General features: G+C 68.9%; 19 protein-coding genes. 6 read left to right on the top strand and 13 right to left on the bottom strand.

What is annotated here, in order from left to right; genetic code table 11:
- The first annotated feature begins 86 nt into the window (after positions 1-86).
- Positions 87-764, top strand: a complete 678-nt coding sequence (locus ACH413_RS30270) for a hypothetical protein (protein ID WP_360041937.1) — start codon at positions 87-89, stop codon at positions 762-764.
- Here the strand turns inward: ACH413_RS30270 and ACH413_RS30275 are convergent.
- Entirely contained in the window at positions 751-1,125 is a 375-nt protein-coding gene (locus ACH413_RS30275) for an antibiotic biosynthesis monooxygenase (RefSeq protein ID WP_360041935.1), read from the bottom strand. The genes ACH413_RS30270 and ACH413_RS30275 overlap by 14 nt on opposite strands.
- Before the next feature lie 17 nt (positions 1,126-1,142).
- Between ACH413_RS30275 and ACH413_RS30280 the strand changes: the two genes are divergently transcribed.
- The 3 genes from ACH413_RS30280 to ACH413_RS30290 are packed head-to-tail and all read left to right on the top strand — an operon-like array spanning position 1,143 to position 2,178.
- Entirely contained in the window at positions 1,143-1,421 is a 279-nt protein-coding gene (locus tag ACH413_RS30280; RefSeq protein ID WP_093600458.1) for a hypothetical protein, read from the top strand.
- Positions 1,422-1,432: 11 nt separating this feature from the next.
- On the top strand, positions 1,433-1,783 hold the full coding sequence (locus ACH413_RS30285; protein ID WP_089950753.1) for a helix-turn-helix transcriptional regulator: 351 nt from the start codon (positions 1,433-1,435) through the stop codon (positions 1,781-1,783).
- Positions 1,780-2,178, top strand: a complete 399-nt coding sequence (locus tag ACH413_RS30290) for a Fur family transcriptional regulator (protein WP_030474433.1) — start codon at positions 1,780-1,782, stop codon at positions 2,176-2,178. Before ACH413_RS30285 ends, ACH413_RS30290 begins: the two co-directional genes overlap by 4 nt.
- A gap of 3 nt (positions 2,179-2,181) precedes the next feature.
- Here ACH413_RS30290 and ACH413_RS30295 read toward each other — a convergent pair whose 3' ends face one another.
- The 11 genes from ACH413_RS30295 to ACH413_RS30345 all read right to left on the bottom strand — a co-directional run bounded on the left by ACH413_RS30295 (position 2,182) and on the right by ACH413_RS30345 (position 10,552).
- Positions 2,182-2,883, bottom strand: a complete 702-nt coding sequence (locus ACH413_RS30295; RefSeq protein ID WP_360041930.1) for a TIGR03943 family putative permease subunit — start codon at positions 2,881-2,883, stop codon at positions 2,182-2,184.
- A complete protein-coding gene (locus tag ACH413_RS30300; protein ID WP_360041928.1) occupies positions 2,880-3,890 on the bottom strand; it encodes a permease in 1,011 nt (336 codons plus the stop codon). The genes ACH413_RS30295 and ACH413_RS30300 overlap by 4 nt, the downstream gene beginning before the upstream one ends.
- Positions 3,887-4,318, bottom strand: a complete 432-nt coding sequence (locus ACH413_RS30305) for a hypothetical protein (protein WP_360041925.1) — start codon at positions 4,316-4,318, stop codon at positions 3,887-3,889. The genes ACH413_RS30300 and ACH413_RS30305 overlap by 4 nt, the downstream gene beginning before the upstream one ends.
- A gap of 23 nt (positions 4,319-4,341) precedes the next feature.
- Positions 4,342-4,740, bottom strand: a complete 399-nt coding sequence (locus ACH413_RS30310; protein ID WP_189159908.1) for a YbjN domain-containing protein — start codon at positions 4,738-4,740, stop codon at positions 4,342-4,344.
- Positions 4,737-5,561, bottom strand: a complete 825-nt coding sequence (locus tag ACH413_RS30315) for an isoprenyl transferase (protein ID WP_319978621.1) — start codon at positions 5,559-5,561, stop codon at positions 4,737-4,739. Before ACH413_RS30315 ends, ACH413_RS30310 begins: the two co-directional genes overlap by 4 nt.
- Positions 5,562-5,628: 67 nt before the next feature.
- Positions 5,629-6,381, bottom strand: coding sequence for a DNA repair protein RecO (gene recO / locus ACH413_RS30320; RefSeq protein WP_360041922.1), 753 nt, complete (start codon positions 6,379-6,381; stop codon positions 5,629-5,631).
- Positions 6,382-6,394: 13 nt separating this feature from the next.
- Positions 6,395-7,291, bottom strand: a complete 897-nt coding sequence (gene era / locus ACH413_RS30325) for a GTPase Era (protein WP_360041920.1) — start codon at positions 7,289-7,291, stop codon at positions 6,395-6,397.
- 44 nt (positions 7,292-7,335) lie between these two features.
- On the bottom strand, positions 7,336-7,668 hold the full coding sequence (locus tag ACH413_RS30330; RefSeq protein WP_360041917.1) for a cytidine deaminase: 333 nt from the start codon (positions 7,666-7,668) through the stop codon (positions 7,336-7,338).
- Entirely contained in the window at positions 7,661-8,947 is a 1,287-nt protein-coding gene (locus tag ACH413_RS30335; RefSeq protein WP_360041914.1) for a hemolysin family protein, read from the bottom strand. Before ACH413_RS30335 ends, ACH413_RS30330 begins: the two co-directional genes overlap by 8 nt.
- Positions 8,948-8,951: 4 nt before the next feature.
- On the bottom strand, positions 8,952-9,497 hold the full coding sequence (gene ybeY / locus ACH413_RS30340; RefSeq protein ID WP_189159903.1) for an rRNA maturation RNase YbeY: 546 nt from the start codon (positions 9,495-9,497) through the stop codon (positions 8,952-8,954).
- A gap of 5 nt (positions 9,498-9,502) precedes the next feature.
- Positions 9,503-10,552 carry a PhoH family protein gene (locus ACH413_RS30345; RefSeq protein WP_360041911.1) on the bottom strand — a complete coding sequence of 350 codons (1,050 nt, stop codon included), beginning with the start codon at positions 10,550-10,552 and terminating at the stop codon, positions 9,503-9,505.
- Between the two features lie 102 nt (positions 10,553-10,654).
- Here ACH413_RS30345 and ACH413_RS30350 point away from each other — a divergent pair, with 102 nt between their 5' ends.
- Entirely contained in the window at positions 10,655-11,446 is a 792-nt protein-coding gene (locus tag ACH413_RS30350) for a GNAT family N-acetyltransferase (protein WP_360041908.1), read from the top strand.
- Between the two features lie 14 nt (positions 11,447-11,460).
- The gene (locus tag ACH413_RS30355; protein ID WP_360041905.1) at positions 11,461-12,243 is read left to right on the top strand and encodes a GNAT family N-acetyltransferase; all 783 of its coding nucleotides are present in this window, start codon (positions 11,461-11,463) and stop codon (positions 12,241-12,243) included.
- Here the strand turns inward: ACH413_RS30355 and ACH413_RS30360 are convergent.
- Positions 12,240-12,557, bottom strand: a complete 318-nt coding sequence (locus tag ACH413_RS30360; protein WP_360041902.1) for a histidine triad nucleotide-binding protein — start codon at positions 12,555-12,557, stop codon at positions 12,240-12,242. The two genes, ACH413_RS30355 and ACH413_RS30360, sit on opposite strands and share 4 nt — an antisense overlap.
- Between the last annotated feature and the right edge of the window lie 4 nt (positions 12,558-12,561).

Raw genomic sequence — 12,561 nt, forward strand, 5'->3', positions numbered from 1 at the left:
TCCATCGGGCGAATGAGAATCGGGGGCTCAAGCCTAGCCCGTCACGTCACGCCCCGAACGGGCGACCGGAGCCTTACCCTGCACGGATGGAAGACCGGCTGCGAGAGCTGTGGGACTTCGCCGACCTGGGCGGCACCGAGGCGCGGTTGCGCGCGAGGCTCGACGACGAGGCGACCGACGACGGGCGCGCGGAGGTGCTGACCCAACTCGCCCGCGTCGAGGGTCTGCGCGACAACTTCGCCGCAGGTCACGCGTTGATCGACGAGGCGGAGACGCTCGTGTCCCCCGACTCGACGGGCCGCGTGCGCGCGTTGCTGGAACGCGGCAGGCTGCACCGTTCCGGCGGTGATCCGGAAGCCGCGCAGCCGTTGTTCGTGGCGGCGTTCGTGCTCGCGAAGAAGCGCGACGACCTGTGGTTCGCCGCGGACGCCGCGCACATGGTGGCCCTGGTCGACGACCCGGAGAAGTGGACGCAGGTCGGGCTCGACGTGATCGCCGAGCACCCGAACCTGACGCACTGGCTCGGGCCGCTGTACAACAACCTCGGCTGGTACTACTTCGAGCACGAGCGCTACGAGGACGCCCTGACGGCGTTCGACCAGACGCCGGCTCCGTACGCGGCGTACGGCAAGGCCAAGACGCTGCACATCCTCGGCCGCACCGCCGAAGCCGCACAGGCCGCGCGCAGGGCGTTGGAACTGCTGCCGGACGGCTCGGACGAGGAGTTCCTCGCGGAGATGACGAAGATCGCTAGCGAGGAGTAGCCGGACCCGCCGCCTCGCCGAGCCGCACCGTGAACGCGTCCTCGGCGAGCACGCTCGTGTGCGTCTCGACCTCACCGCCGGCGCTGGTCAGCTTCGGTTCGTACATGGCGGGCTCGTCGGTCAGCGCCTCCGACAGCAGCGGGATGACGTGTTCGCGCACGGGGAACGGCGACATCGCGCGCCGGTAGGCCACCACGGACTCGAACTCGACCGTCAGCACCCAGCGGTCGTCCTCGTCGGTCGAGCGCGCCAGCGTGCCCCTGAGGCACCCCGGCTGCGCCGTCAGCAGCGTCAGCGCCTGCTCGACGCGCGAGGTGAACGACTCGGGATCGGATACGCGGAAGCGGCACACCAGCAGCACGGTGCAAGGATGGCACGGTGACCTCCAAGCGCCCTCTTCTGCCCGGCGACGGCCCACTCGCGCGCGTCCGCCCCGTCGTGGCGTTCGTGCTCGTGCTCGGTCTGTTCATCACGGGCGTGTTGGTGGGCGGCACCCTCGGCGCGGTGCTGCTCGGTGTGCTGATCGTGGGCGCCGGCGTGCTGCTGGCAGCCACCTGGAAGGTTCTTTCCCCAGCTCAGCGCACATTGCGCGTGGTGGTCCTGCTCGTACTGCTCATCATCACCGTAGAATTGGTTGTGAAAATCCCTACCAGGTGAGGTGCGCCGCCATGACCGTCCAGTTGCACGGCGAGCACTCCCCCGAACGCGCGGCCCCCGCGCCCGCGCCGCCCCGTTCCGCGCACACCCTCGCCGAGGCCGGCGACCTGCTGCGCGCGCTGGCCGCCCCGGTCCGCATCGCCATCGTGCTGCAGCTGCGGGAACACGACCGCTGCGTGCACGAGTTGGTCGAGGCACTGGGAGTCGCCCAGCCGCTGATCAGTCAGCACCTGCGCGTGCTGAAGTCGGCGGGCGTGGTGCACGGCGAAAGACACGGCCGCGAGGTCGTGTACCGACTGGTAGACGAACACCTGGCGCACATCGTGGTGGACGCTGTGACGCACGTCGAGGAGAAGTTGTGACCGGACTGAGGTCCACCAAGCAGCGCACCGCGGTGTCGAACCTGCTCGACCAGCTCGACGACTTCCGCAGCGCCCAGGAACTGCACGAGGAACTGCGCCGCCGCGGCGAGGGCATCGGCCTGACCACGGTCTACCGCACCCTGCAGTCCCTCGCGGACGCGGGCCAGGTCGACGTCCTGCGCACCGACTCGGGCGAGGCGATCTACCGTCGTTGCTCGGCACACCACCACCATCACCTCGTGTGCCGCCACTGCGGCCGCACGGTCGAGGTGGAGGGTCCCGCCGTCGAGAAGTGGGCGGACCGGGTGGCGGCCGAGAACGGTTTCTCCGAGGTCAGCCACACCGTCGAGATCTTCGGCACGTGCGCGGACTGCACGGCCAAAGGTCTCAAGTAGGGCTTACGACTCGTAGGGCTCGACCGGCTCGGCCACGGGCGTGAACGACTCCACGGTGAAGCTCGGCACCCAGGAGTTCTTCTCGTTCGCCGACTTCGGCACGACCTTCCCGGTCACCTCGACCCACTGCTCGTCCGGCAGCGCGGGCACGTCCCCGGTCACCCGCACCTTCAGCGGACGGGCGTCGGCGGCGCAGCACGAGATCGCGAGCCGTGCGACGTAGGTCTCGCCCTCGGCGCGCAGCAGGAAGCCCGTCAGCTTCACGCGGCGGCCGTCGAGCGTTCCCGACTCGTCCCACGCCGTGCGCGTGACGAACTCCGTCATGGACAACGGGATCACGTCCCCGGACGGCAATTCGCCCAGCAGGTTGCGGGAGCGCTGCGTCTGGTTCGTGTCGGCGGCCGAGTTGACGACGTCGCCGCCCAGCGCCGGGGGCGAGATCAGGAACACAGCGAGCACCGGCAGCAGCATCAGCCACGTCGAGCGCGACGAGTGCGAGTGCTCGTGGCCGTCGTCGGCTGCCTTGCCGCGGCGGATGTCGCGGATGATCGCGAACAGCGCGAGGCCGATCATGGTCACGCCGGCCGCGATCAGCAGCGGCAGCAGGCTCTTCTGCACATAGCGCAGGTAGAGCCCGGAGAAGCTGATCTTCAGCAGCGCGCCGCCGAGCAGCACCAGCAGGATGTTCTGGGTTTCCCGCCTCACAGCAGCACCACTCCTGTCACGACGGCGCACAAGATCGCCACCACGAAGGTGGCCGGTGCGAAGCGGAAGGCGAAGGACTTGCCGAACGCACCTGCCTGCAGCGCGATCAGCTTCACGTCGACGGCCGGGCCGACGACGAGGAACACCAGGCGCGGCAACAGCGGCAGCGCGGAGAACGCGACCGCGACGAACGCGTCGGCCTCCGAGCACAGCGCCAGGATGACAGCCAGGAATGCCATCACGATCACACCGAGCACGATCTGGCCGCCGAGCGTCTGCATCCACGCGACCGGCACGAACGTCTTGAACGTCGCCGCGAACAGCCCGCCCAGCACGAGGAACCCGCCGGCGTCGACGAGGTCGTGCCGCGCGCTCTCAGCGAAGACGGCCCACTTGTTCTGGCCGGAGTGATCTCCGAGCTTCGCCAGCGCGCGTTCGGCGATCCACTCCATCTTGCCGAAGCGCACCCACAGCCAGCCCATGACCATCGCGGTCAGCAACGAGCCGACGAACCGCGCCACGACCATCATCGGGGTGTCGTTGAACGCCACCGCGGTCGAGACCAGCACGATCGGGTTCACCGCGGGCGCGGCCAGCAGGAACGTCAGCGCCACGGCCGGGGCGACGCCCTGCTGCATGAGCCTCTTGGCCACCGGCACCGAAGCGCACTCGCAGCCCGGCAGGGCGATGCCCGCGACACCGGCCACGGGCACGGCCAGCGCCGTCTTCGAAGGCAGCAACTTCCGCAGTGCCGAGGCCGGTACGAACGCCGCGATGGCGCCCGAGATCAGCACGCCCAGCACGAGGAACGGCATCGCCTGCACGCAGATCGCCACGAACACGGTCGAGGCCGTGCGCAGCTTCGGCACGTCGAGAAGATCGACGAGCCGGGACTGGAAGAGCAGTGCGAGAACGAGGATCCCGCACAGCACCTCCAACGACGTGATCTTCAGCCGAGGCGGGCCCGAGCGCCGCTTCGACGAGCGGATCTCGCCGGTGATCGTCATTCCGCGTCCGCGTCCAGGTCCAGCAGGCGGCGGTACTGGCGCGCCATGCCCTCGCGGATCTCCTCGGGCGAGGGCGGCTCGTCGAACTCCGCCTCCTCCTCTTCGAGATCGTCGTCGTCGAAGTCGACGGGAGTGCCGTTGACGGTCTCCTCGGCGTCGGCCTCTTCTTCGAGAGCGGCCTCGCGGAGCTCCTCGATCGTGGCGGTGACGTCGTCGGCCGACAGCGCGGGCAGCATCGGCTTCACGATGGCCAGCACACCGCCCTCGGCGTCGTCGAGCGCCACTGCCTCGGCCAGCGCGACGGCGTGGTCACGCTCGTACGGGCCGCAGATGAACGAGTCCCAGTCGTCGCCGCCCGAGGGCTCGAACGTGACGGTCCACGGGAACTCGTTGACGTCCGAGTCCTCTTCCGGCTCGTAAATGATCACGCCACCCATGGAAGGGTCCTTTCTCAAGAAAACCGGGAGAGGAGCTCGCCGCGCACCTGCGACGCGGTCGAGACGACCAACATGAGGAGCGTGCTCAGCGGCTCCGGCTTGAGGCCGTCCGCCGGGAACGCGTAGCGCAGCATCACGTCGGTGCCGCGTTCGGAATGAATCACGCCGAGCGTGCCGAACAGGCCTTGACCAGCGCGTTCAGCGACCCACCCTGCCGCCTCGGCCGGCAGGTCCCACGCGACGACGACCGTCAGCGAGAGGACCGTGAGGCCTTCGGCCAGTTCCATGCCCTGCACCGCGCACGGCACGTCGCCGTGGCGGAAGCTCAGCGCGCCGTCGTCGTCCACGGAGACGTCGTGGAACAGCTCCAACGCCTTGCGTGCGGCCTCCAGGGCCTCACCGCTCGCGTTCACGACGACGCCACCTCCTCACCGGGCTTGTCGACGGCACCGCCGAAGCGACGGTCGCGGTCCGCGAACTTCTCGCAGGCGCGCCACAGGTCGCGGCGGTCGAAATCGGGCCAGAGGATGTCCTGGTAGACCATCTCGGCGTACGCGGACTGCCACAGCAGGAAGTTCGAGATGCGCTGCTCACCGGACGGCCTGATGAACAGGTCCACGTCCGGCATCTCCGGCTTGTACAGGTACTTCGCGAGGGTGCGCTCGTCGACCTTGTCCGGGTTGATCTTCCCGGCGGCGACCAGGCGCGCGACCTCCCTGGCGGCGTCGCCGATCTCCGCGCGGCCGCCGTAGTTCACGCACATCACGAGGTTCAACACGGTGTTCTCGGCCGTGCGGACCTCGGCCTCCTGCAGCTGCTTGATCACGCTGCCCCACAGCTTCGGCGAGCGGCCGGCCCAGTGGATGCGGACACCCATCTCGTCCAGCTCGTCGGTGCGGCGGGCGATCACGTCGCGGTTGAAGTTCATCAGGAAGCGCACCTCTTCGGGGCTGCGCTTCCAGTTCTCGGTGGAGAAGGCGTACAGCGAAAGCCACTTCACGCCCAGCTCGATGGAGCCCTTCGCGACGTCGAGCACGACCTGCTCGCCGCGCTTGTGGCCCTCCACCCGCGACAGTCCGCGCTGGTTCGCCCAACGGCCGTTGCCGTCCATCACGATCGCGATGTGCTTGGGCACCAGATCGGCCGGGATGTCCGGAGGCGTCGCACCGGACTCGTGCGGCTCCGGCGGGCGCGGAACGCGCTTCTCACGCTCAGAGCGGCGACGACGCAGCATGTGCCTAGGTACCTTTCGAACGTGCGCGACTGTGCTTGATTTCTGGCGATTGTCGGTAGCCGCCACATTAGCCGTCGGCCGGCTGCGCCTTTCGCTCGACCAGAGGCAACGACCGCAGCTGCCGTTCGAGGTGCCACTGCAGGTGCGCCGCGACCAGGCCACTCGCGTCGCGGCGGGCGATGTGCGGAATCTCGTCGACCACGTTCCACTGGCCGTGCAGCAGAGCCGAGAGCAACGCCAGTGTGTCCTGGGAGGGCGAGGAGGAGCCGGCCGGACGGCAGGTCGGGCAGCAGGAGCCGCCGGCCTGGATGCTGAACGCCCGGTGCGGACCGGGATTGCCGCACTTCGCGCACTCGTTCACCGCGGGCGCCCATCCCGCGAACGCCATCGCACGCATGAGGAACGCGTCCAACAACAGCGACGGGTCGCGCTCCCCCGTCGACAACGCCTTCAACGCCCCGGCCACGAGCATGTAGAGCCGCAGGACCGGCTCGCCCTCTTCGGCCGAAAGGCGGTCCGCGGTCTCGGCGATCGCGCACGCCGCCGTGTAGCGCTGGTAGTCCTTCACGATCCCCACGCCGAACGCGTCCAGCGTCTGCACCTGCGTGATGATGTCGAGCGTTCTGCCGGGGTAGAACTGCACGTCGACGTGGCAGAACGGCTCGAGCCGCGCGCCGAACTTCGACGACGTCTTGCGCACGCCCTTGGCCACGGCGCGGAGTTTGCCGTGGCGCTGGGTCAGGAAGGTGATGATCCGGTCCGCTTCACCGAGCTTCTGCACGCGAAGCACGACTCCGGTGTCGCGGTACAGGTTCGCCATCAGATTCCCATCGTCAGAAACCCAGGCGGCGCAACTGCTTCGGGTCCCGCTGCCAGTCCTTGGCGATCTTGATGTGCAGGTCCAGGTACACCCGCGAGCCGAGCAGCGCCTCGATCTGCTTGCGGGCGGCCATGCCGACCTGCTTGAGCCGCTCGCCCCGGTGGCCCAGGATGATCGCCTTCTGCGACGACCGCTCCACGAACACGAACGCGTGAATGTCGATCAGGTCCTTGCGGCCCTCGCGGACCTGCATCTCCTCGACCACGACGGCGATGGAGTGCGGCAGCTCGTCACGAACGCCTTCCAGCGCGGCCTCGCGGATGAGCTCGGCGACCAGCGTCTGCTCGGGCTCGTCGGTCAGGTCGCCGTCCGGGAACAGCTGCGGGCCTTCTGGCAGCTTCTTCAGCAGCAGGTCGCTCAGTTTGTCGACCTGGAAGCCGTCGACGGCGGACACCGGGATGATCTCGGCGAACTCCATGACCTTCTGCAGCGCGAGCAGCTGTTCCATCACCTGCTGCTGCGACACGAGGTCGGTCTTGGTGACGATGCCGACGACGGGCGTGCGCTTGGCGACCTTCTCCAGCTCGGCGGCGATGAACTTGTCACCGGGGCCGACCTTCTGGTCCGCGGGCACGCAGAAGCCGACGACGTCGACCTCCGACCACGTCTCGCGCACCAGGTCGTTGAGCCGCTGGCCCAGCAACGTCCGCGGCCGGTGCAGACCGGGGGTGTCGACCAGCACGAGCTGGCCGTCCTCGCGGTGCACGATGCCGCGGATCGTGTGGCGCGTGGTCTGCGGCTTGCTGGACGTGATGGCGACCTTCGTGCCCACCAGCGCGTTCGTCAGCGTCGACTTCCCTGCGTTCGGGCGGCCGACGAAGCACGCGAACCCGGAGCGGTAACCATCCATCCGTCCATTGTCCCTCTTGCTGGTTATGGCCGTTCGCGGGGCGTCTAGAACTGCTTGCGCAGTTCACCCGAGGTGTTCGCGAGAAGCACCGGACCGGAGGACGTCAGGTCGCGCACGGCGGCCAGCGACTCGCCGTCCACCCGGTTCTCCTCGGAGACGACCGCCGCCGCCTCCAGCCCCTCCGCGCCGCTCGACACGGCGGCCGCGACGGCGGCCTGCAGCGCGGTGAGCTTCAGCGACGGCAACGAGACCGTGGAGGCGTTGTAGGTGCGGCCGTCGAGGTCCCGCACCGCCGCGCCTTCCGCGGCACCGTTGCGCGCGCGGACGGACCGCGCGAGGGTGATCAGCTTGGCGTTCTCCGGATCGACGTCAGTCATCCTCGTTCTCCTTCTGCGCGGGACGTACGAGCACCGTCGTGACCCGGATGCGGCCGCGTTCGTCCTTGCCGCCCTCCGCCCGCATGCGCAGGCCGGCGATCTCGGCCTCGGTACCGGGCAGCGGCACGCGCCCGAGCCGTTGCGCGAGCAGGCCGCCGACGGTCTCGACCTCGTGGTCGTCGAGCTCGGTGCCGAACAACGCGTCCAGGTCGTCCACCGGCAGGCGCGCGCTGACCCGCACCGCGCCGTCCTCCAGGTGCTCGACCGGCGGGCGGTCGTCGGTGTCGGACTCGTCGGTGATCTCGCCGACGATCTCCTCGAGGATGTCCTCGATGGTCAGCAGGCCGGCGGTGCCGCCGTACTCGTCCACGACGATCGCCATGTGCCGGCGCGACACCTGCATCTCGCGCAGCAGGTCCGCGATGGGCTTCGAGTCCGGGATGAAGCTCATCGGGCGCATCAGCTCGGAGACGCTCTTCGGGTCCTCGCCCTCGGCGAGCGTGGCCCGCATCAGGTCTTTGAGGTTCACCACGCCGAGCACGTCGTCGACGCTCTCGCCGATCACCGGGACGCGGGTGTAGCCGGTGCGCAACGACAGCGCGAGCGCCTGCCGCAGCGACTTGGACTGCTCGATCCACACGATCTCGGTGCGCGGCACCATGACCTCGCGCGTGATGGTGTCGCCCAGCTCGAACACCGAGTGGATCATCTCGCGCTCGCCCTCGTCCACGACGCCGCGTTCCTGCGCCATGTCGACCAGCTCGCGCAGTTCGACCTCGGAGCTGAACGGACCCTCGCGGAAGCCCTTGCCGGGCGTGATGGCGTTACCGATGAGGATCAGGAGCTTGGACAGCGGCCCGAGCACGCGCCCGAGCTGCCGGACGGTGCCCGCGGCGAGCAGGCTCACGGCGTACGGGTGCTGACGGCCGAGAGTGCGCGGTCCGACGCCGACGAGCACGTACGACACGATGAGCATGCTCAGGCAGGCGTACAGGACGGCCAGCCAGGCCTGTGCCACGTAGTCGAGGAACACCGTCGTGACCAGCACGGCCGCCGACATCTCGCAGGCCAGGCGCAGCAGCAACAACAGGTTGACGTGCCGCGGCCGGTCGTTGAGGACGTGCAGCAGCTGCCCGGTGCCCCAGCGACCCTGCCGTTGCAGGGCCTCCACCCGTGCGCGTGACACGGTGCCGAGAGCGGCATCCACGCACGCGAACAGTCCGGCGGCGAGCACGAGCAGAACGGCCAGCACGATCACACTGGCAGGGTTCGCGGTCATCGCGTCAGGCTTCTTCGTTCTTCTCGTCCAGGCCGACCGCGCCGAGCACCTTGTCGTCGGTGCTGCGCTGGTGAGCGGCCCGCTCTGCGTCGTCCCGCGCGGTGCGGAAGTCGCCGAGGATGCGGTTCTGCAACGTGAACATCTCACGTTCCTCCGCGGGCTCGGCGTGGTCGTAGCCGAGCAGGTGCAGCACGCCGTGCACGGTCAGCAGGTGCAGCTCGTCCAGCAGGCCGTGGCCCGCCTTCTTGGCCTGGTCCTTGGCGAACGCGGGGCACAGCACGATGTCCCCGAGCAGCGCGGGCCCGAGCCCGGCGGCGTCGGGGCGGCGCGCGGAGTCCAGCTCGTCCATGGGGAAGGCCATGACGTCCGTCGGACCCGGCAGGTCCATCCAGCGCTCGTGCAGGTCGGCCATCACGTCCAGCTCCACGAGCAGCACGGACAACTCGGCCAGCGGGCTCACGCCCATGCGGTCCAGCGCGAAGCGGGCGGCGGAGACGATGGATCCTTCGTCGACTCCGACACCCGACTCGTTGGCGATCTCGATGCTCACGGCGCCTATCGTCCCCGGCGCTGGTTCCCCCGGCGTGCACCGGGTCCGTGGTGTTGCCCGTTCTGGTCGATCAGGTCCTGCTGGACCTGCCACTTGTCGTACGCGTCCACGATGTCGCCGACCAGGCGGTGACGCACCACGTCCTGGCTGGTCAACGTCGAGAAGTGCATGTCATCGACGCCTTCGAGGATGTCCCTGACGACCCGCAGACCGCTGCGCTGGCCACCGGGGAGGTCGACCTGGGTGATGTCACCCGTGACGACCACCTTCGAGCCGAAGCCCAGGCGGGTGAGGAACATCTTCATCTGCTCGGGCGTCGTGTTCTGCGCCTCGTCGAGGATGATGAACGCGTCATTAAGCGTTCTTCCCCGCATGTATGCGAGAGGCGCGACCTCGATCGTGCCCGCCTGCATGAGCCGCGGGATCGCCTCCGGGTCCATCATGTCGTGCAGCGCGTCGTAGAGCGGGCGCAGGTACGGGTCGATCTTCTCGTTCAACGTGCCCGGCAGGTAGCCCAGGCGCTCGCCCGCCTCGACGGCCGGGCGGGTGAGGACGATCCGGTTGACCTGCTTGGCCTGCAGCGCCTGCACGGCCTTGGCCACGGCGAGGTAGGTCTTGCCGGTGCCGGCGGGGCCGATGCCGAACACGATCGTGTTCTTGTCGATCGCGTCGACGTAGTGCTTCTGGTTCAGCGTCTTCGGCCTGATCGTGCGGCCGCGGCGGCTGACGATGTCGAGGCTCAGCACCTCGGCGGGCGACTCGACGTCGTTCGCGCTGAGCATCGTGATGATGCGGCGGACGCTGTTCTTGTCGATCGGCTGACCGCGGCCGGCGAGGGTGATGAGCTCGGAGAAGACGCGCTCGGCGAAGGCCACGTCGGCGGGGGCGCCGGACAAGGTGATCTCGTTCCCGCGCACGTGCACGTCGGCGTCGAGCAGTTCCTCCGCGAGCCGGAGGTTCTCGTCGCGCGACCCGAGCAGCGTGAGCACCGCACCTTCCGGCACGGCGAACCGGGACTGACCTTCCTTGTTGCTCTGCTGTGTTTCGTCGGCCACGTGGCCCCGGCCTGCTTCCTGTCGCTCGGATCTGGTGCCGTCGATGCTAGTCCGGCCGAAAATGGGTGGCTAGCGCATTGCTCACGGTGTGTGCTCAGGGTCGTGGAGATCCGCAGGCTTGGTGTCGACGACATACCCGAGTGCATGAAGCTGATCACGGACCGGGGTTGGAGCTGGACGCCCGCGCAGTGGGAGATGATGCTCGCCCTCGGTCCGGGGTTCGGTGCCTTCGACTCGTCCGGGCTGCTCGGCACGGCGTTGACGACGCCGTATCCCGAGATGCAGGCGATCAGCGGCGTGCTGGTCGCGTCCTGGGCCGGTCGCAGAGGAATCGGCACCCGACTGATGGCCAGTATATTGGATATCAGCCCCTCCGTTCTGTACGCGACGGCGATGGGTGAGCCGCTCTACGCGAGGCTCGGCTTTCACTCCGTCGGGGAAACCACCGACTTCCACGGCGTGTTCACGGGCGCGGCCCCCGGTGTGACGCGGGAGGCCACTCCCGCCGACACGGCGACGCTCGCGGAGCTGGATCGCGAGGTCAGCGGCTACACCCGGCCGGCGCTCTGGGAACGACTGCTCGACCCGTCGACGCCGTACGCGGTTCTGATGTCCGACTCCGGCGTGATCGCCACCCGCCCGAATCCCGAAGGCGTCACGATCGGCCCGCTGATCGCCCCGTCCACCTCGGCCGCGTGCGAGCTGATCGCGGACCTGGCGTCCGGCGCCGGCCGGATCCGGGTGGACACCGACAACGCGGAGGTGGGTGCTTTCCTGCTGGGGCAAGGCTTTGAGCAACGCACAGGCGGTTGCAAGTTGATGGTGCAAGGCGCCGCCGACGTACCGGGCGATCGCTCGCGTTACTTCGCGCCCGCCTCGCACGCGCTCGGATGACTGGGGGCTTTCCGGTGGAACTGCGACGACTCGAACTGGACGACCTCCCCGCGTGCTCCGACCTGGCCGAGAGCCGGTCGTGGCCGCGCGAGGAGAAGAAGTGGGAGTTCCTGCTCACGCACGGCGAGGGCTGGGGACTGTTCGACGAGCACGGCCTCGTCGGCACGACGATCGTGACGCGCTACCCGGAACTGGCGTCGATCAGCATGGTGCTGATCGCGGAACGCGCCGCGCGTCAGGGCCACGGCCGCCGACTGGTGTCCCATGTATTGGATACGGGTGTCTCGACGTTGTTCGCGACATCGATGGGCCGCCCGCTCTACGAGCAGCTCGGCTTCCACGCTGTGGGCTTCACCGACATCCACGCGGGCGTGTTCACGGGACCGGCCGCCGATATATCGCATATCGCCACGGCCGCTGACCTCGACGACCTCGTCGCGCTCGACGTCAAGGTCACCGGTCTGACGCGGCCGTTCCTGTGGGAGTCGTTGCTCGCCAGGGGGTCGGTCAGGGTCTCCGATCACGGCGTCGCCGGGTCGTTGCGCGTGAGCGACGACCTGCTGCTGATCGGCCCGGTCATCGCGGACTCCCCCGCTGACGCGTGCGCGCTCATCGCCGACTCGGCCGTCGGCAACGGCCGTGTGCGGGTGGACGTGCACGACCCCGCGGTGATCGCGTTCGTGCGGGACCACGGCATGGAGTCGTGGGGCGAGGCCACCTGGATGGTCCGCAACGCCGAACAACTCCCAGGCGACCGCACCCGCTACCACGCGCCGCTGCTCCAGGCGATCGGCTAGAGACGCTGACCGCCCAGCAGGTGCAGGTGGGCGTGGAAGACCTCCTGCCCGCTGTCCGGTCCGGTGTTGAACAGCAGGCGGTATCCCGACTCGGCCACGCCCTCGGCGTCGGCGACCTCTCGCGCGGCGGCGAAGAGGTCGCCGAGCTGGTCGCCGTTCAGGTCAACGGCGTTCGGCACGTGCTCGCGCGGGATGAGCAGCACGTGCACGGGCGCCTTGGGCTGGATGTCGCGGAACGCCAGCGTCGTCTTGGTCTCGTGCACGATCGTCGCGGGAATCTCACCGGCGACGATCCGGCAGAACAAACAGGACATGCCC

The organism is Lentzea sp. NPDC020367, from assembly GCF_044387305.1.
In the GTDB taxonomy this organism is placed as follows: Bacteria; Actinomycetota; Actinomycetes; order Mycobacteriales; family Pseudonocardiaceae; genus Lentzea.